The following is an 18433-nucleotide window of genomic DNA, read 5'->3' on the forward strand; positions in this document are numbered from 1 at the left end:
GGTTGTGGAAGGAGAAGTCTTCTCCATTCATGTTTGTACTTTTTTGGCCTTTATACGCCAGAAACCCGGCTTATGCCTGACGCATAGGCCGGGTTTCTCGACAGACTGAGCTGTCTGTTTCCAACAGAAACAGACAGCTTTTAATTTGCGTTGAAAGCATCTCGCTGTTTTCTCTCGAGCGGGGCGGTCTTCCCACGGACCGCCCCGCGAAGCCGTTACGGCTCGATGATGTTGAAGGGGTTGGCTCCGGTGATCGGGAACTGGTTCATATTCTCCATCATCAGCGTCAGCAGCTCTGCGCTGCCCTCGACCTTGACGGCCTGTGTAACCGTTTCCTGATTGTTGGTCAGGATCGCAAACAGCGCATTCTTCGGGCAGGTAATAGACACGTCCGCATCATCAGACAATGTATCCGCATAGACCAGCAGCACACCATTCTTCACGCGGAGCATGTGCTGTTCGCCCACGTCAGGCAGGATCACGTTCATGGTGAAGTCGCGGTCAGCCAGCGCCTGCTTGTCCATGACAATGGCCATATAGTCAAACAGCATGGGCGCGGAGAGGGCCTTGACCATGTCGCCGGTAGATTTGGTGGAAGCGGTGAAATTGGCGTTTCCATGGCGCAGCTCCTGCGCGGCGGTCAGATATTCGTTGCGCCACGGGCCGGACTCCGCCTGATACCCCAGCTGCTCCAGTGCATCGGCGCACAGAAGCCGCGCATCGGTGTTTGTCGGGTCGGCAAAGACGATGGTGTTTGTGACCTCGGCGACCCACTGATATTCACCCTTGTCAAAATCCGCCTTTGCCATTTGCAGGACCTTGTCAACATCCCCCAGGTACTCCACCCATTTTTTTGCGCTGTCGCTTGGCATGAGGGGGTTCAGGTTGACAGGGTTGCTGTCATACCAGCCCATGAACTTCTGGTAGACCGCCTTGGCGTTGTGGGCGACCGTCCCGTAGTACTGGCGGGTGTACCAGATTTTATTGAGCGCCTCCGGCAGCTCGATCATGTTGGAGATCTCGTCACTGGTGTAGCCCTGATTGATATAGGTCAGCGTCTGGTCGTTGATGAACTTATACACGGCAGCCGTGTTGACCATGTAGTCGTTCACCACGTTGTTTCCCCAGTGCGGCCAGTTGTGGGACTGGAAGGTGACCTCCGCGTCCTTGCCGTAAAGGGAAATGGCCTCGGTGATATAGCTTGCCCATGCCGCGCCGTCGCGCACCTCCGCGCCGCGCAGCGTGTAGAGATTGTGGAGCGTGCCGGTGCAGTTTTCCGCCATCCAAAGCGCCTTGTACTGGGGCAGCCACGTGTTCATTTCGGCGGGCGCTTCCGTACCCGGTGTGAGCTGGAACTCCAGCTCCACACCGTCGATCGTCAGCTTTTCGCCGGACTGCATGATTTCATAGCTGGGCGTCATGAACGAGACCGTTCCGGTGGACTGTCCCATGCCGATGCCCTGCGCCAGCTTGCCGGTCACGCCGGGGGTCAGAAGGATGCCATACTGATAATTGCTGCGGCGGCCCATACCCTTACCGGCGTAGACATTTTCCTTCACGGAGTGCTCCGTGAAGCCCACAGGCGTGATCACGGGGATCTTGCCGCTGGCGAGCTGATCTTCAATAGAAAGTGTCTCGTCTGCCTTATCCTCTTTCGCCATCACGCCAGCGATGCCGCCAAAATGGTCGGCGTGGGAATGAGAGATGATGACGGCCTTGACCGGGAATTTACCAAGATTCTTTTCGATCAGCTGCATGGCAGCCTGGCTGCACTCCACACTCATCAGCGTGTCAAAGACGATCCAGCCCGTATCGCCCTTGATAACGGTGAGGTTTGCCATGTCATAGCCGCGGACCTGATAGATGCCATCCGTCACTTCAAAAAGACCATAGGCATGGTTGTTCTTCGTGTTCTCCCAGAGGCTGGGATTTACGCTGTCAGGCGCTTTTTCATAATCGTCCAGGAACGCATAGGCTTCCTGACTCCAGAGAATCGTCCCATCCTCGTCCTTTAGTTCCAGTGTTTCCGGCGCGTCGATCAGTCCACGGATGGCGAATTCATATTCCTGCTTATCATCGAAGTCAAGTTCATCGTAGACGGCGGCATTTGCCTTTGCCGTAAAGTCTGTGGCGGGCTTGACCTCGGCGGTCAGACCCAGGTCTGCCTTTTCCGCACCCGGCTCTTTGCGCCCATCCTGCGCACAGCCGACGCAGGACAGCAATAGTACCGATGTAAGAAGCATTGCTACAATACGTTTCATAGCCATTCTTTTTCCATCTCCTTATTGTTCGCGGATAACAGGTGGCTGCCAGCTATCCAGTGCTGTCATATCCGGTACATAGATCCGCATGAACAGATGAAATTCCCCGTCGGAAACAGGCAGCCAGTTAGAGGTGTCTTCCGGTGCATCCTTGGACAGGATAATATCCAATGTGCCGTCCGCATTCAGCTTGAAGTCGGAGCGGTCGTTGATGCAGTAGCGGTCGATGGAATTGTCAATGAGGAAATCATCCTCTCCGTAGGCGGTCACGGACCAGAAGCCGCCCTCCAGCGTGGGAGGAAGGGTTTCAAAGTGGAGCGTATACTTCTTTTCTCCGGTCAGCGCTGCGCCGGTCTCATCCACCGCTGTCTTGGGATAGATCGCCACGTCCACGGTGTTGGCGCCAAGCCCCACCAGCGCTACCATCGCGCGGTAGGTATACTCCGTGCCGAAGTTGCCGATGGGCTTGCCGTAATAGATCCACTGACCGAGTTTCTGCGCATACTTCGCGCCGTCGGCGGCAAGCGTGGCGCGAAGCCCCTGAAGCATCTGCGTCCAGCGCTCGGCAGCTCCTTCGCCCAGGAGGGCGGCGTCGAAGGTCTTGCCCGCGCCCACGTTGATGGCGGAGAGTTTCTTCAGCAGTTCCTCATCCGCATCGGCGGGCGGGTTGACCTGCATCAGAGCGTTCGCCGTATTGAAAAACTCTGCTGGTGTCATGGAAAGCACCTTGCTCACGGGAACAAAGTCATTTTCCTCTTTATATGTTCCCTGCGGTGCGGCATACTCGCCTCCCTGTACATAAGCCGAAAGCGGCAGGAGCTGCATCTGTTCCTGAATGGCACAGACATTGGGCAGATCCTCGTTCCCGGACAGCACCGTGCGGGTGATCGACCACACCGTTGCGGTGGGCACGTCCACGCGCGTCACACCGCCGGGCAGCTCGCCCTCCCAGCCGGGAAGCGCGATGGCATAAGCGCCCGCTTTGTCCAGCACGGCGGCAGTGTTCGTCCAGGCATCCAGCAACTGTATGTTGCAGAAGCGATCCGTTTCCGGCAGAACGTAGACCATAGGCTCTTCACTGATGTCAAGCCACGCCTGAGAGTAGACGGTATCGACGTTCGGCGTCACAACGGTGCGGAAAGAGGCGTCCGCCAGCTTTTGTGCATGGTTGAACTGATTGATGGGCGCACGGCCAGTCATGGTTCCGTCCGTATTGGTCGATAATGTTTTGGTTGCGTCGGTCAGCACCAGTGGGAACGCATAGATGTATGCCTCGCTGACCGTTTCCCACACGGTTTCAGTATCCGGTGTATCCGGCTGCGTTTTTTTGGCAGAGCAGGCGGAAAGAAGCCCGCAGGAAAGCAGCGTAAGCAGCGATAGTAGAATTGCAAATATCTTTTTCATGTTGTCCTCCTATGATTCTCTTCTGTTTTTGGTCATCTCCTCGGAAGGGTTTGTGCGTATGGATTGACTATGAAGTCGTTTGTGATTTTCTCTTTATGGTAAACTATCGATTATTCCGCCCCTTTCTTTCCGCAAGCCTTGAAAGCTCTTTTTTGACCGCTTCGATTTGTGGGTCAAACAGCGCTCGCTCGGCAAAGATCATATAATTGTTGATGGCGAGGATCGACAGATGAACGAACGGCGCAACCTCTTCGTCGGTGCAGCCGAGGATCTCCGCAATCCTGCCCGTGTAATAAGGGTATCTTGCCGCAAGCCGCACAAGGGAAGGCTTTACCTTTTCTCCGTATTCGCGCGACACACATACGCTGACCAGAAAGCGCATGGTAGGCGACATTTTATCCGCCAGCTCACCGAGATGATCCATCATGCTTTTGATGTCACTAATATCTTCAAGCACGATGGCAAACGCAGCTTTTTCAATTCGTTTGATCGCTTCCTCTGCGCAGGCAAGAACGATTTCCTCTTTGGTGGAGAAGTAATAGTAGATGCCGCCGTTTTGCAACTTTGCCGCCTTGCAGAGGTCCTTTGTCGTGGCAACGGTCAGCCCCTTTTCGACAAAGCAGTCAAGGCAGACGCCTACAAGCTCCTGTCTCTTTTCGGCTTTCTTTTCTTCCCGCAAAACACAATCCCCCCATTTCTGTGCATTATCCAGTGTTTCTTATAATAAGATATCAGACTTCACAAAATAAATCAAGCGATTGCTTGAATAATAATTATAAATTTTTAGGATCACAATGCTTGGTCAAACATCACAACAGTCTCTTTCAGCAGCCGCACCTCCAGCAAGCTCTGGATGTGCCGAATCACCGTCCTTGCAAAGACATTGGACTTTATCGTGTCCCACTCCGCCAGCCGGACGATCTCCGCTGTGCCGGTTGCAAAGTCAAATCTGATCTCTCCCCATTCGCCGTCGTTGTCTACCTGATATAGGTAGACAGCGGCGGCTATTTTTTGTTCCTTTTGCGGCACTCGGTCTGCTTCAGCGTCACGGTATGGACAAGCCCGCTTTCCAGCAGCTTCAGGCGCAGCTTGTCAAGCGTCCGCCGGTAGAATCGCTCCGCGCCACTGGCGGTTGTACCCTCGAAATCCACCGCCAAGTCCTCAAAGGTAGACTGCGCGTACAAAGGGCTGACGCGCCCACAGGTCATGCAGAGGCTTTCGCCGCCGACAGTTGCTCTGATCTGCTGGTTTTCCTTCTTGACATGAACAATGCTCCCTTCGTGATTGACAGTGTATTTATTTCACTGTCTCTCATAAAGGGAGCATATCAATCAGAAACGGGGGTGATTTTGTAGTTTCTTGATAGCCTTCCTTGAGACTTACTTTGCAAGCACAACGGAAATGATGATCTTCTTTTCCTCCTCGCTCAGATCAAGCGCACCGCCGTCTGCGATGCTCACACGCAGTTCATACAGTGTGCCGTCGGCCAGGGTATCCACGCCAGTCCCGGCTTCATCCGTGATCGTCCACAGCTCTTTGCTGACCTCCGCCAGCTTTCCGTCTGCACCGTAGGCATAGAGCTTCAAATCAGCGGTGTTCCCGGAAAGATTGTTCATCCGGAACGAGACCGTCGTGTTGGGATGAACATTTTCGACCGTCACAGTATTGCGCCAGCTGGCGACCGTGCCGTCACCGCCGTCCTGCTCAAACTGTTCCTGTGTCAGTACGTTCCGCGCGGCCTTATCGAGATCGACCTTGCGGTAGGGCATTTCGGGAAGATACACAAAGCGGTCCTGCAAGCACAGCAGCTCCAGATAGCCCGTCGGGCAGTATCACAGCTGTTTTGCGTCACTTCGTTCCGTACAAGGGAGTGCCTCCCTTGCGCTGCCTATGCAGCTATCCCAGCGCACTTCGCGGTGGAAACCATCTGCTGACGCAGACAATTTCCGCCGCAAAGTCTGAACAATTATTTCACTAATTTTGAAGGAGGTCACACAATGCCAAAACAGAAAACCATTGCCGAGCTGAATGCCGAGAAAGAAAAAATTGAGCAGCAGCTTACACAGGAGCAGCACAAGAAGCAGCGTCTGGAAAACCGCATTGCCTACTATGAGCGCGGCGACCGAACCAAACGCGCACACAACCTGATCGTTCGCAGTGCGGATATGGAAAGCATTGCCCCGCTGACGAAGCTGTTGACACGCGCTGAGTTTTACGCCTTTGCCGAAAAGGTCTTTGACCTGCCGGAGGTCAAGGGCCTGCTCATGGAAGCGGTCAACGAACACAACCGGGCTGAACAGAAAGAGGGGTGCTGAGTATCGCGTTATTCCATTTTCATGTGACGCAAATCAAGCGCAGTGCGGGACAGTCCGCTGTGGCGTCTGCCGCCTACCGTGCCGGGGAAAAGCTGCACAGCGAATACTACGGCGAGATCAGCGACTACACCCGAAAAGGCGGCGTGATCTGCTCTGAAATCCTGTTGCCCTCTCATGCGCCATCGGAGTATGCAGACCGTGAAACCCTCTGGAACGCGGTGGAGAAAGCCGAACGCGGAAAGAAAGCGCAGCTTGCGTACAGCTTTGACATTGCCTTGCAGAACGAGTTTTCCATGCAGGAGAATATCGCTCTGGCAAGGCAATTTTTGTTGGAGAACTTTGTGAGCCGAGGGATGGTGGTGGACTTTGCTGTTCATTCTCCCGACAAGGAGGACGTCGGCATTTCCAATCCGCACTTTCATGTCATGTGTCCCATTCGCCCTTTGGACGAACACGGCAGATGGGGCAACAAGCAGCGGCGGGAATATGTGCTGGACGAGCATGGTGAGCGCATCCGGGATGAGGCAGGCAACTATGTATTCAACGCTGTGCCGACCACCGATTGGGGCAGTCCTGAAACCTTGGAGCATTGGCGGCAGGCGTGGGCTGATCTGTGCAACGCGAAGTTTTCGGAGAAAGATTTGGATTGCCGGATCGACCACCGCAGCTATGAACGACAAGGCATTGAACAGATTCCTACCGTCCACGAGGGACCGTCTGTCCGAGCAATGGAAGCGAAGGGCATCCGCACCGACAAGGGCGACTTCAACCGCTGGGTTCGCAAAACCAACGCCATGCTGCGGGAAGTAAAGAATAAAATCGCCTCTTTGCTGAAATGGCTGAAAGCGGTTAAGGAAGAACTCTCCAAGCCGCAGCCGCCCATGCTGAACGATCTGCTGATGACCTATTACAATAACCGTAATAAAGGCGCATACAGCACAAAAGCCAAGACAGCCAACTTACAGCGGTATGCGGATACGTTCCGCTTTTTGCAGGCGAAGCAGCTTTTTACCACCGATGATCTGGATACCGCGCTCCATTCCATGCAGAACAGCATTAGCGCAATGAAAGCGTCTGCCGGGGAAAAGCAATCCCGCATCAAGGAACTGGACGAGCTGCTGCGCATGGCACAGTATTATGTCGATGGAAAACCGGTTGCGGATAAGCTGGGAAGTATCCGTTTTGAAAAATCCAGACAGAAATACAAGTCGGAGCATGACGATACGCTGCGGACGTTCTACATGGCGGAGCGCAAGCTGAAACCGTATTTCAAGGATGGCAAGATACCCATCACCGTATGGCGCAGAGAGCGTGAGCGGTTGGAGCAGGAGTACAAGGACATTCAGACAGAGCTTTCGCCGCTTTACGCCGACGTTAAAAAGCTCTGGGCCATTCACTACAACATTTATGAAGTGCAGCATGAGCAGGAGCGGCAGCAGACACAACTGCACAGCCGCAAAACCGAAATAGAATTATGAGAAAGGAATCATATATGGGAAAAATTATCAGCATTGACGAAATCAACCGTGCCGTGATGGAGGGGAAAGACGATTTGGTCTTTGAGCTTTGCAAGGTCTTTGACCATGAGAGCTACTTTGATCCGATCTTTGACCCGCCGGAGTCCTTTTTGCAGGAGTGCGAGGCCTATTGGAACAGGCGAAGCCCTTTCTGCAAAACCGTGGAGCGCAAGATTGGAAACACGTGGTACACCATTGAAACCGTCTGCGACGGAAATGAGCCTCTTACCCAAAAGGTAAAACGGCTCATTTTTTCTGACCGGGAGGTGGCTTGTTAATGACAGTGACACAAAACTATGGTAATATAATTCCAAGCACACCGATTCTGTCGGCTGACCCGAACGTGAAGGAGGACGTTATGACGGATCAGCAAAAAATTACGATACTCTACTGCCGCCTCAGTAATGAGGATTCGCAGGATGGCGAGTCGAATTCGATACAGAATCAACGCGAGCTTTTAACCAGATACGCACGAGATCATGGCTACACAAACTTGAAAGTGCTGGTTGACGATGGCTATACCGGCACGAACTTTCAGCGCCCTGGCGTACAGGAGGGCTTTGAACTGGTAAAGCAGGGGTTGGTAGGCTGCTGGCTTTGCAAAGACCTATCTCGCTTTGGTCGTGATTACCTGACTGTAGGCCAGTACACCGACACCATCTTCCCCAGCTACGATGTGCGCTTCATTGCCGTCAACGACGGCGTGGACAGCCAGCGCGGGGACGGAGAGGGCTTTGCTGCGGTCCGCAACCTGTTCAACGAGTGGTATCCGCGCGATACCTCCAAGAAAGTCCGTATCAGCCTGCATCAGCGCGGCACCAGCGGCAAGCATCTCGGCAAGCCGCCCTACGGCTACCGCTGCGACCCAAACGACAAGGACAAGTGGATTCTGGACGAGGATGCCGCGCCGGTTGTCAAGCGCATCTTTGACCTCTGCATCGACGGCAAAGGCCCGGAGCAGATTTCCCGGATTCTTGAACGCGATCAGGTTCTTACGACCAAGGCTTTGTATGCCAGCCGCAAGGGAAAGCCGCTGCCAAAGAATCCGTATGGATGGAAGGGTCAATCCATCGTCGGTATTTTGGAACGGCAGGAATATACCGGCTGCACCTGCAATTTCAAGACCTACTCCAAGTCCTACAAGCTGAAAAAGCGGATTCCCAACGCGCCGGAGGATATGTTCATCGTACCGGATACGCAGGAAGCCATCGTTTCTCACGCACAATGGGATAGAGTACAGGAGCTGCGCAAAAACAAACGCCGCCCCGCAAAAGCGGAACGGCAGGGACTGTTCTCCGGGCTGCTGTATTGCGCGGACTGCGGCGGCAAGCTCCACTTTGCCACCTGCAAGAGCTTTGAGGGCAAGCAGGATCACTACGTTTGCTCCAAATATAAGAGTGGGCGTGGCGATTGTTCGGCGCATTATATCCGCGAGGATGTGCTGCGGGAGTTGGTACTGGAACGGATTCAGGCGGTCAACGAGTACATTCGCGGTGATGTGGAGGGCTTTCAGGAGGAGTGGCTGCATTACCGCCGCGCCGATCAGGAACGAGACATCCGGGAAGATCAGAAGCGCATGGAGCAGGCAAAAAAGCGCCTTGCCACCCTTGATGTGGTCATGTCCCGGCTCTATGAGGACTACGCCCTCGGTGAAATCAGCAAGGAAAAGTACAAGAAGATGACTTCTGATTATGAAGCGGAGCAGGAACGGTTAAAGCTCGAAATTGAAACAACGGAAGAATGGGTTGAACAGCGGCAGGCGATGGGCGACGATCTGGACGCTTTCATTGCGCTGACGAAAAAGTATGTGGATGTCACGGAGCTGACGCAGACGATTGTCAACGAGTATATCAAGAAGATCATCATCCACGCACCGGACAAGTCTGGCGGTAAGCGCAGACAGAAGGTGGAGATCATCTTTAATTTTGTTGACGAGGTGGAGAACCCCGTGCTGGCAGAACCCATGATTGCAGAATCTACCCTTGGACGCAGAAAAACGGCGTGACCTTCACGGTCACACCGTTCTCTGCCCGAACCACAAGACTTATAGTTCCTTACGACTGTTAAGCCTTGCGGTTGCAGGGTTTTTGAGCAGTTGAAGATAAAATCAGCGCTTGCTGAACTGGGGAGCACGACGTGCAGCCTTCAGACCGTACTTCAATCGTCTGAGCGATGATTTTCCTTGATATTCCGGGCTTTTTTGAGCCTCGGCCCCTCGGTTGTCCTATTCCTTAACCCAAAAAACAGGCCACTTTTACGAGGGGACAGCTTGATGAAATGCAGAATTTACTACATCGAATAGCTGTTCTGGTTTATTATACTTTACTCTTGCATAGATGTCCATAGTTGTCTTGCTGTTCTCATGTCCGGCAAGGTACTGGACCGTCTTGGGGTCAACACCTGCATACAGAAGATTGGTGATGTAGGTATGCCGCAGCAGGTGCGGTGTCACATCGAAGTCCAGGCTATACACAATGTTGGGATTGTTTTTCTGATGTCCTCCCAGACTCGGCTGAACAGTGTACTTGATGCTCTGTCCGTTCACATACTTATAATAGGTACGCTCCTTGGTAGACCGAACAACGATGTACTGCCAGACACGTTTGAACTGCGAATATGACAAGGGCTGTCCCTCACTATCGGCAATCACATATTCCGATTTGGAGGCAGCCTTGGCTTCCCGCAGACAATTCACAAGGCATTTGGGAATGGGAATATCCCTTCTTGCTGCTTTCGTCTTAAGCGTTGTAGAGATAACCGGTCTGTTATGCTCTGATCGCCATGCGCGCCGCACAGAGATATATGGAGTGGGTGCATCGAGGAACACACAATCCCATTGCAAGGCGAGAGCTTCTTCTCGGCGCAGACCGGCATATAAGCCGATCATGGTAAACAGATACGGCGGAAGTCCTTTGACGGTTTCCAGCAGCACTTCCACCTGCTGGTCTGTCAGCGAATCTTTCTTTTGGGTCGGTTTCCCTCCTTTTGCCGAAATCCCCTCACACGGATTGTATTCCAGCAACTGGCTCCGCTCTGCCGAGTAAAAAATGCACTTGAGGAGCATATTCACCGTATTGTGCAGGCTCTCGGACTTATTGGACAATGGGATCAGCGCCAGACGAATATCATCCGCTGTTACTTCCTCCATATACATATCTCCCAAAGGCTTGATAATGTAGTTCTTCATATTGGAGGCGTAGCCCTTCAGTGTAGCCGGCGACACTTTTGCGGATTGCATCAACAGCCACTTCTCACAATACTCGGCCACAGTAGGATGCTCCCGGTGGAAGATGATCTCCGCTACCTGGCGTCTCGCCTCCTGCTCTTTATCGTACAGTTCCTCGCAGGTAGTCCCATACAAGCTCACCTGCTTGCCGTCTGCGTCCAGAATCCGGGTTCTGTAATACAGGACACCCTTTCGTGTGACGGTTCCATATTGAGGTATGTTTTTTTTCTTCTTTGCCATAATTAATTTCCTTTCTCGCGTGGTGATGTATCTACACCTCCTTTTTATCAGAGATTTCAAATTGAATCAAAGATACGGCCAAGGAAAAACTAAGAGCGAGACATCCTTGTCTCGCTCTTACTTCATTTTCTGAATTGTTCGGAACTTACACAGCGTCCCATAAGTCAAAGGCACAGCCCATTGCTTTGACAAGATCATCCGGCCTGTTGTATTTGACCTTTGCGTAAATGTCCATCGTGATTTTGCTGCTTTCATGGCCCGCCAAATATTGTACCGTTTTGGGGTCCACCGAAGAATGAATCAGATTGGTGATGTAGGTGTGCCGCAGCTGATGCGGTGTCACTTCAAAATCCAGGCTATATACCACATGGCCGTTATTCCTGGCTTTTTCTCCAAGTTTCGGGTAAAGCATATATTTTACATACTTTCCGTCCACAAGTTTTCTGGCCATTCTCGGCTTTGCAGTCCGCGTCACAATATACTGCCACAGCCGCTTAAACTGTGTATAGGATAGCGGATCACCGTCCCGATTGGCAATCACATAATCCGAAGTGGATTTTTTCTTTGCATCTTTCAGACATTCAACCAGACAGACCGGGAGAGGAATGTTTCTTTGTGCCGCTTTGGTCTTTAGCTCGGTAAGAATGACCGGCCTGTTATGTTCTGTGTGCCATGCCCGCCGTACCGTTAAGTACGGAGCCTCTGCATCCAGATACACAGAATCCCATTGCAGCGCCAGGATTTCTTCCCGGCGCAGACCGGCATATAAACCGATCATCACAAATACATAGGGCGGCAAATCCCGGATCGTGTCCAAAAGCCGCTCAACCTGTTCATCCGTCAATGCCTGTCTTTCTTCCTGGGGAACTCCTCCCTTTGCATCCAGGTATATGGTCGGGTCCTCGTCAATCACATGGCTCTCCTTGGCCGCCCGGAAAATGGACTTGCAGAGAATCACCACAGACTTATAAACCGAAGCCGACTTCTTGGAAACAGGTACGAGGGCAAGTTGGATGTCATCCAGGGATACATCAGCCATTCTCTTGTCTCCCAGCCCTCCAATAATGTGCCGCCGCACCTTAGAGGTATAATCTGTCAAGGTGGTGGCCCGAACATGGACGGACTGCATCAGTAGCCACTTCTCACAGTACTCAGCAACCGTAGGCGATCTTCGACGAAACGTAGTACTGTCAATCTGCTCTAACGCCTCCAGTTCCTTGTCATAAAGCTTTTCGGGCGTCTTTGCATAAAGCGCCACTCTGTTTCCATCCGAATCTTCGACTCTGGTTCTATAATATTCAATGCCGTTAAGCACGACCGTACCATATTGAGGAATTGCCCTTTTTCTTTTTGCCAATTCCGTCACCTCCTAAGAATAATGTCCAGCGCTGTACCTTTGTTTTATCAGACATATTAGGTTCCAGCAAGGATACGGAACAGCTCAAGCTCGGACACTTCGCAGCTTGCGGTATGTAGCGCTTTTTTCCACTGGCTTTGCACGATGGGTGCATTTTGCGATATACTCCTGAAGGCCAGCATCTGTAAAGTACACGCAACCATTTTGCACATACTGAACATAGGAAATTAGCCCACTGTTTCGAGCTGCATCCAAAGTGGCAATGCTAATCCCCAGTAATTTGGCAGCCTCTTTCCGCGAAATCAATTTTTCCATAGGTGGTCCCCCTTTCTGTCAAAGATGTGGTTGTTGCTTTCAAAATCACATGAATGCGCTGGCAACCGAAGCTGCCAGCGCATGGTATCTGACTTTGAAAAATTTACTCGCCACAATGCTTTGGAACTCTGCCGAGGAAGTGGAGAAGCAATGGAACTCTCAGCTTGCAAGGCGATTTGTGATTGCCCTGCCGAGAGAAGTTCCCCTTGAAATATGTCCCCAGATGTTAAAAGAATACTGCGAGGAACACTTTGTCTCAAAAGGAATGTGCTGTGATTTAGCAATCCATGACCCCGACCCTCCGGGACACAATCCCCATTGTCACATCATGCTGACTATGCGAGCCATTGATGAAAACGGAAAGTGGATGCCAAAGAGCCGCAAGGTTTATGACCTTGACGAGAACGGAGAGCGTATCAAACTTCCGTCTGGAAGATGGAAAAGCCATAAGGAAAGCACAGTCGATTGGAACGAACAATATCACGCAGAGGAATGGAGACATGGATGGGAAGTTGTTCAGAATAAATATCTGGAACTTTCTGGAAGTCCCGAACGAGTGGATATGCGTTCTTATGAAAGACAAGGAATTGATGTTATCCCGACCGTTCACATGGGAGCTGCTGTCTCCGCTATGGAACGCAAAGGCATTGAAACCAATATTGGCAATCTCAATCGTGATATTAAATCTGCCAACAGTCTGATGGCTGCCATCCGCAAAACCATCAAGTCTCTGCTTGAATGGATTGCAGATGTGAGCGAAGCCACGAAAGAAGCTCTTGCCGAAATGCGTGAGCATAACGCATCCCCGACACTTGCCGGATTGCTTAATGAGTATCTCAATGTCAGAAAAGAGGAACGCCGTGACTGGTCTCGCTACGGACAGAACAAAGGCAGTCTTGCCGATGTGCAGGCAGTTTCAAAAGCTGTCGCATATTTGAGAGACCACAATCTCTACACGCTGAAAGATTTGGACGAAGCTCTGCAAGATGTAAATGGCAGAGCCGCTGAAATCCGAAGTGCGACCAAGACAGCCGAGACCCGAATGAAAACCATTACGCAGATTCAGAAAGCTGTCTCCGTCTGCAAGGAACACAAAGCAGTCAAAGACAAGTATTTGAAAATCGGATGGAAAACAGCACAGGCAGTTTACGCCGAAACCCACAAGGATGCTCTTTCAGCTTTTGACAAATCGTTCCGTTTTCTTAAAAAGCAAGGACTTGACCTTCGTGTAGATCTGACTGCGTTGCAATCAGAATTTGACACTCTGGCAAAGTCCGTTGCAGAAAACAATACGAAGCTGAACGAGGTAAAAGCCGAGCTTCAACCCCTCAAAGATGTTCGCTACTGGATAAGCAAAGTCATTGAGCCGGAACAGGGCGAAGTTGAAAAGAAACCCGAACCGAAGCACTCCATCACAGAGAAGATGAAGTATCTGCAAGAGCAGAAGAAACAGCCGGAGCAGAAGTCTCCGCAGCACAAACAGAAAAAACAGAATATGGAACTCTAACAGGTACTTGCCGTTTTCATTGCGAAAATGTCGAGTGCCTTTTTTGTTTCCCGAAAGGAGATACAATGAATGTATTTGAAGCAGTAAAACCCAATATTACCACCCGACAGGCGGCTGAGATGTACGGCATCAAAGTCAATCGCAATGGAATGGCAGTCTGCCCGTTCCACAATGACAAGAACCCAAGTATGAAAGTCGATAAGCGTTTTCATTGCTTTGCTTGCCAAGCTGACGGGGATGCGATTGACTTCGTTTCCCGTCTGTTTGGATTGCCCTGCAAAGAAGCAGCGATGAAACTTGCTGACGATTTTGGTATCAGCTATGACAGCAAACACAAACCGACAGTCAAGACGAAAATCCGTGAGCCTACTGCCGAGCAGATTTATCAGAAAGAGGAAGCACAATGTTACAGAGTGCTGACAGATTATTTTCATCTTCTGCGAAGATGGGAGACCCAACACGCACCGCAAACGCCGGATGACGAATGGCATCCGCTGTTTGTGGAAGCACTTCACAAGACAAGCTACATTGAGTATTTGCTCGATACTCTGATTGATGGGTCTCTGGAAGAAAGACAGGCTCTTGTAGCGGAGCAAAGAAATGAGGTGATGAAACTTGAACAGCGAATTGCAGAACTGTCAGCAAAGCCAGAGCGTTGCAGAAGTCCGAGGAAATCTGGACTTGACCGATAACGGAGCAATCAAGAATACAATCAAGAACTGTCTGACAGTATTTCAGAACGACCCTAATCTGCAAGGTGCAATCAGGTTCAATATCCTTACAGGGCGAATTGATATTGTAAAGCCGTTATGGTGGGACAAGGAAACAGCGACCTTGAACGATACGGATTTTGCCTATCTCATGCTTTATCTGGAAGATAACTATTCGCTGACCAGCGAGAAGAAAATCCAGAAAGCAATCTCACTTGTGGCAGACAGCAACAAGTACCACCCTGTCAGAGATTATCTGAACAGTTTGGAGTGGGACGGAACGGAACGCATCCGATATGCCTTGAAGCACTTTCTTGGCGCAGATGATAGCGAGTACACTTACGAGTGCTTGAAGCTCTTTATGTTGGGAGCTATCAGCAGAGTATTCAAACCCGGATGTAAGTTTGAAGTCATGCTCTGCTTGGTAGGTGGACAAGGTGCAGGCAAGTCCACTTTCTTCCGTTTTCTTGCAGTCAAGGATGAATGGTTCTCCGATGACCTTAAAAAGATTGACGATGACAATGTGTACCGTAAGATGCAGGGACATTGGCTGATTGAAATGTCAGAAATGATTGCAACAGCAACTGCCAAGAGCATTGAGGACATCAAATCGTTTATCAGCCGAACAAAGGAGACTTACAAAGTGCCGTATGAAACCCATCCGGCTGACAGGCTCCGTCAATGTGTCTTTGGTGGCAGCTCCAACAATCTGGACTTCCTGCCCCTTGACCGTTCCGGCAACCGAAGATTTATGCCCATCATGGTACACGCCGAGCAAGCAGAGGTTCACATTCTGGATGATGAAGCTGCATCGAGGGACTATATCGACAAGATGTGGGCAGAAGCAATGTTCATCTATCAGAATTTCCCTGTTAGGCTGAGTTTGCCGAAGCACATCGAAAAGGAACTGAAAGAACTGCAAAAGGACTTCATGCCGGAGGACACCAAGGCAGGACTTATTCAAGCCTACCTTGAAAATCCCGACATCAAGCAAGTTTGCTCCAAGCAGCTTTACGCAGAAGCTCTCAACCATCCTTTTGATGACCCAAGACAATGGGAAATCCGAGAGATAAACGACATTATGAACAGCAGTATTGATGGATGGAGACCATTCTCCAATCCTCGCTCTTTCGGGAAGTACGGCAGACAGAAAGGATGGGAACGAATTGCCCCATCCGGCAACCGGATACCTGCAACCGGCTCAAATTCTATGGACGGATTTATAGAACTGACCGAAGAAGAACTCAGTCAGATGGAGCTTCCGTTCTAAAAAATTGACCTCGTTGCCGGGCAAAGTGCTATCCCGTTGCCGACCTCGTTGCCGGGCAGAATCTTCAAAAGTCCTTTATTTGCAAGGATTTTTCTTCTTCCGGCAACCAAAGCAACCAAGAAATCAAAGAAAAATTAAAAAGTAGTATAAGAGCCAGATAGGACAATGTTACAGGTTTTTAGAAGCCCGTTGCCGGACTTCGTTGCCGACCTTATCCTGTCTGGCTTTTTTCATTTCAAGGAGGTATTCAATGAACACAAACACAATCCAGACCAACGCACAGCACACACAGCCTTGTTTCCGCAAGACCATCGACAAGACCACCTATGTGGTTCGTGTCCACTTCAACGAGAACGCAAAGGAAACGATGGCAGACAAAATCAAACGTCTGCTCCGTGAAGAAGTCAGCAAGATGTGACTTTTTTGTAAACTTGATTAAAAAGTCCTTGACAATTTGCATCAGGCAAAACAGCTAAAAGCATACTGATTAGCTGCGGTGCGCGCCTTGCTGTGTTCGATATTGCGGAGCTGAGGGAGGTCACTTCCTACGATGAGCTGGAGCTGGATACGCTGGGAGATCGGAAAACTGCCCTGTTCCTTATTATGAGCGATACGGATGACAGTTTTAACTTTCTCATTTCCATGTGCTACACCCAGTTATTCAACCTGCTCTGCGAAAAAGCCGACGATGTGTACGGCGGGCGGCTACCGATCCATGTGCGCTGCCTTATCGACGAGTGCGCCAACATCGGCCAGATTCCCAAACTGGAAAAGCTGGTGGCTACCATCCGAAGCCGTGAGATCTCCGCCTGTCTGGTCTTGCAGGCGCAAAGCCAACTGAAAGCCATCTACAAGGACAATGCCGATACCATCATCGGCAATATGGATACCTCCATTTTCCTGGGCGGTAAAGAGCCGACTACCCTCAAAGAGCTGGCTGCCGTGCTGGGCAAGGAAACCATCGACACCTACAACACCGGTGAGAACCGTGGGCGGGAAATCTCCCACTCTCTCAACTACCAAAAGCTCGGCAAAGAGCTGATGAGCCAGGATGAACTGGCCGTTATGGACGGCGGCAAGTGCATCCTTCAGCTGCGCGGTGTGCGGCCTTTCCTTTCGGATAAGTACGACATTACCAAGCACCCCAATTTCAAATACACAGCCGACGCAAGCGACAAGAACACTTTTGACATTGAAGCGTTCCTGTCCACCCGGCTGAAACTCAAGCCCAATGAGGTCTGCGACGTGTACGAAGTAGATACTCAGGGTGCTTAATTTCGTTCCGCTTTAGAAGGGAGTGATCTTATCTATTCGCCGCAACTGCCCTTTTGGGGCCATTGGCGTACAAAGCGGACAATCGCAAGAAAAAATAATGAAAAAGGAGGACAGCCGGAATCATGCCCCCGGAAACCGGGTGGCAGATTGTTCCGGCTTTTGTATGCCTATGAAACATGACAAACCTATTTTTTAATCAGATTCCGGCTAACAAACTATATGGCATTTTTTGAACAGGCAATCACCGTTCTTCAGACCCTCGTTATCGCGCTCGGTGCCGGTCTTGGTATCTGGGGCGTCATCAACCTGCTGGAAGGTTACGGAAACGACAACCCTGGTGCAAATGCTCATGTACGGTAAGGAAGCAAGCAACCGAAAACAAGAGATAGACCGCCAGCACTACACTATTCCGAACCAAAGACCAAAAGATAAGCATTGTGGGAAAATCTAAACTTTTGGATTTTCCTACAATGCCAACTACGGCGGAATCCCTCCCACTCCTTATATCTTTCTGTATACATTGAATTTGTATTTAGTAAAATGCAGACAACACCACGGATCGGCTTTTGGTTGGACAATTCCAACCAAACACCACAGCAGACAGCAGAAAACATTCTGAACGCTAGGAAGCCGGTATATAAGGGGAAGAAAAATTTCTTTTAGGTACTTGCTTTCCTAAAACTGATGTGATACAATGATTTAATCCAGAAAAGGAGTAAAAAATATGCGGCAAGGTATTCTTAAATAAAACTATAATCAAATAGTGGGAACAAAGGATTATGATAGCTCCTTTTGTAGGGGCTTAGTTTTTTGTACCCAATTTAAGAATACTTTTGCCTTATCAATTTTGACATATCCCCAAAAACAGCAATCACAAACAGGTGTATGCTGTATATGTGTATGTCCGCAACTTATAATCCCCAGTGGTAAAAGTATTTTACTGCTGGGGATTTTTATGCCCTTTGGGGCTGTAAAGGGAGGACAATCACATGAAAATAATCAATATTGGAATTCTTGCCCATGTAGACGCTGGAAA

General features: G+C 50.6%; 17 protein-coding genes and 2 pseudogenes. 10 read left to right on the plus strand and 9 right to left on the minus strand.

Annotated elements, in window-relative coordinates:
• Window positions 1–215 precede the first annotated feature (215 nt).
• From ACTQ34_RS15065 to ACTQ34_RS15090, 6 genes are all read right to left on the minus strand, one after another.
• Window positions 216–2267, minus strand: a complete 2052-nt coding sequence (locus ACTQ34_RS15065; protein WP_441364512.1) for an alkyl/aryl-sulfatase — start codon at window positions 2265–2267, stop codon at window positions 216–218.
• Window positions 2268–2282: 15 nt separating this feature from the next.
• A complete protein-coding gene (locus tag ACTQ34_RS15070; protein ID WP_441364513.1) occupies window positions 2283–3665 on the minus strand; it encodes a DUF1254 domain-containing protein in 1383 nt (460 codons plus the stop codon).
• A 103-nt stretch (window positions 3666–3768) separates the two neighbouring features.
• On the minus strand, window positions 3769–4344 hold the full coding sequence (locus tag ACTQ34_RS15075) for a TetR/AcrR family transcriptional regulator (RefSeq protein WP_441364514.1): 576 nt from the start codon (window positions 4342–4344) through the stop codon (window positions 3769–3771).
• A 110-nt stretch (window positions 4345–4454) separates the two neighbouring features.
• Window positions 4455–4694 (minus strand): hypothetical protein, encoded by a 240-nt coding sequence (locus tag ACTQ34_RS15080; protein ID WP_441146867.1) that lies wholly within the window; start codon window positions 4692–4694, stop codon window positions 4455–4457.
• Complete coding sequence (locus tag ACTQ34_RS15085; RefSeq protein ID WP_441364515.1) at window positions 4670–4873, minus strand: hypothetical protein; 204 nt, start codon at window positions 4871–4873, stop codon at window positions 4670–4672. The genes ACTQ34_RS15080 and ACTQ34_RS15085 overlap by 25 nt, the downstream gene beginning before the upstream one ends.
• A 171-nt stretch (window positions 4874–5044) precedes the next feature.
• The gene (locus ACTQ34_RS15090; protein ID WP_441146869.1) at window positions 5045–5464 is read right to left on the minus strand and encodes a hypothetical protein; all 420 of its coding nucleotides are present in this window, start codon (window positions 5462–5464) and stop codon (window positions 5045–5047) included.
• Between the two features lie 198 nt (window positions 5465–5662).
• Between ACTQ34_RS15090 and ACTQ34_RS15095 the strand changes: the two genes are divergently transcribed.
• From ACTQ34_RS15095 to ACTQ34_RS15110, 4 genes are read left to right on the plus strand one after another with little or no spacing between them, the layout of a single operon-like run.
• On the plus strand, window positions 5663–5980 hold the full coding sequence (locus tag ACTQ34_RS15095; RefSeq protein ID WP_441364516.1) for a DUF3847 domain-containing protein: 318 nt from the start codon (window positions 5663–5665) through the stop codon (window positions 5978–5980).
• Window positions 5981–5982: 2 nt separating this feature from the next.
• A complete protein-coding gene (mobQ, locus tag ACTQ34_RS15100; protein WP_441364522.1) occupies window positions 5983–7458 on the plus strand; it encodes a MobQ family relaxase in 1476 nt (491 codons plus the stop codon).
• 14 nt (window positions 7459–7472) lie between these two features.
• Window positions 7473–7775, plus strand: a complete 303-nt coding sequence (locus ACTQ34_RS15105) for a hypothetical protein (protein WP_441364517.1) — start codon at window positions 7473–7475, stop codon at window positions 7773–7775.
• The gene (locus tag ACTQ34_RS15110) at window positions 7775–9502 is read left to right on the plus strand and encodes a DUF4368 domain-containing protein (protein ID WP_441364518.1); all 1728 of its coding nucleotides are present in this window, start codon (window positions 7775–7777) and stop codon (window positions 9500–9502) included. Before ACTQ34_RS15105 ends, ACTQ34_RS15110 begins: the two co-directional genes overlap by 1 nt.
• 249 nt (window positions 9503–9751) lie before the next feature.
• Here ACTQ34_RS15110 and ACTQ34_RS15115 read toward each other — a convergent pair whose 3' ends face one another.
• From ACTQ34_RS15115 to ACTQ34_RS15125, 3 genes are all read right to left on the minus strand, one after another.
• Complete coding sequence (locus ACTQ34_RS15115) at window positions 9752–10963, minus strand: tyrosine-type recombinase/integrase (RefSeq protein ID WP_002576318.1); 1212 nt, start codon at window positions 10961–10963, stop codon at window positions 9752–9754.
• 145 nt (window positions 10964–11108) lie between these two features.
• Complete coding sequence (locus ACTQ34_RS15120) at window positions 11109–12320, minus strand: tyrosine-type recombinase/integrase (RefSeq protein WP_002576319.1); 1212 nt, start codon at window positions 12318–12320, stop codon at window positions 11109–11111.
• A gap of 84 nt (window positions 12321–12404) precedes the next feature.
• On the minus strand, window positions 12405–12635 hold the full coding sequence (locus tag ACTQ34_RS15125) for a hypothetical protein (RefSeq protein ID WP_002576320.1): 231 nt from the start codon (window positions 12633–12635) through the stop codon (window positions 12405–12407).
• Between the two features lie 49 nt (window positions 12636–12684).
• Between ACTQ34_RS15125 and ACTQ34_RS15130 the strand changes: the two genes are divergently transcribed.
• The 6 genes and pseudogenes from ACTQ34_RS15130 to ACTQ34_RS15155 all read left to right on the plus strand — a co-directional run.
• The gene (locus ACTQ34_RS15130) at window positions 12685–14142 is read left to right on the plus strand and encodes a MobA/MobL family protein (RefSeq protein WP_441364519.1); all 1458 of its coding nucleotides are present in this window, start codon (window positions 12685–12687) and stop codon (window positions 14140–14142) included.
• 65 nt (window positions 14143–14207) lie between these two features.
• Window positions 14208–14834, plus strand: a complete 627-nt coding sequence (locus tag ACTQ34_RS15135; protein ID WP_441364520.1) for a CHC2 zinc finger domain-containing protein — start codon at window positions 14208–14210, stop codon at window positions 14832–14834.
• Window positions 14770–16122, plus strand: a complete 1353-nt coding sequence (locus tag ACTQ34_RS15140; protein ID WP_441364523.1) for a VapE domain-containing protein — start codon at window positions 14770–14772, stop codon at window positions 16120–16122. Before ACTQ34_RS15135 ends, ACTQ34_RS15140 begins: the two co-directional genes overlap by 65 nt.
• A 250-nt stretch (window positions 16123–16372) precedes the next feature.
• Entirely contained in the window at window positions 16373–16540 is a 168-nt protein-coding gene (locus tag ACTQ34_RS15145; protein WP_441364521.1) for a transposon-encoded TnpW family protein, read from the plus strand.
• Window positions 16541–16572: 32 nt separating this feature from the next.
• Window positions 16573–17397 (plus strand): annotated as a pseudogene (locus tag ACTQ34_RS15150) (VirD4-like conjugal transfer protein, CD1115 family); the annotation flags it as partial.
• A 219-nt stretch (window positions 17398–17616) separates the two neighbouring features.
• Window positions 17617–17745 (plus strand): annotated as a pseudogene (locus ACTQ34_RS15155) (Maff2 family protein); the annotation flags it as partial.
• Window positions 17746–18433: the final 688 nt, after the last annotated feature.

Origin of the sequence: Agathobaculum sp. LCP25S3_E8, from assembly GCF_052117165.1 — a bacterium.
GTDB lineage: Bacteria > Bacillota > Clostridia > Oscillospirales > Butyricicoccaceae > Agathobaculum.

What these genes read in the sequence shown, in the direction of transcription:
- ACTQ34_RS15065 (WP_441364512.1), bottom strand. Translation starts at nt 2,267, where the DNA reads ATGGCTATGAAACGTATTGTAGCAATGCTTCTTACATCGGTACTATTG.
- ACTQ34_RS15070 (WP_441364513.1), bottom strand. Translation starts at nt 3,665, where the DNA reads ATGAAAAAGATATTTGCAATTCTACTATCGCTGCTTACGCTGCTTTCC.
- ACTQ34_RS15085 (WP_441364515.1), bottom strand. Translation starts at nt 4,873, where the DNA reads ATGACCTGTGGGCGCGTCAGCCCTTTGTACGCGCAGTCTACCTTTGAG.
- ACTQ34_RS15095 (WP_441364516.1), top strand. Translation starts at nt 5,663, where the DNA reads ATGCCAAAACAGAAAACCATTGCCGAGCTGAATGCCGAGAAAGAAAAA.
- ACTQ34_RS15105 (WP_441364517.1), top strand. Translation starts at nt 7,473, where the DNA reads ATGGGAAAAATTATCAGCATTGACGAAATCAACCGTGCCGTGATGGAG.
- ACTQ34_RS15110 (WP_441364518.1), top strand. Translation starts at nt 7,775, where the DNA reads ATGACAGTGACACAAAACTATGGTAATATAATTCCAAGCACACCGATT.
- ACTQ34_RS15115 (WP_002576318.1), bottom strand. Translation starts at nt 10,963, where the DNA reads ATGGCAAAGAAGAAAAAAAACATACCTCAATATGGAACCGTCACACGA.
- ACTQ34_RS15125 (WP_002576320.1), bottom strand. Translation starts at nt 12,635, where the DNA reads ATGGAAAAATTGATTTCGCGGAAAGAGGCTGCCAAATTACTGGGGATT.
- ACTQ34_RS15130 (WP_441364519.1), top strand. Translation starts at nt 12,685, where the DNA reads ATGAATGCGCTGGCAACCGAAGCTGCCAGCGCATGGTATCTGACTTTG.
- ACTQ34_RS15135 (WP_441364520.1), top strand. Translation starts at nt 14,208, where the DNA reads ATGAATGTATTTGAAGCAGTAAAACCCAATATTACCACCCGACAGGCG.
- ACTQ34_RS15145 (WP_441364521.1), top strand. Translation starts at nt 16,373, where the DNA reads ATGAACACAAACACAATCCAGACCAACGCACAGCACACACAGCCTTGT.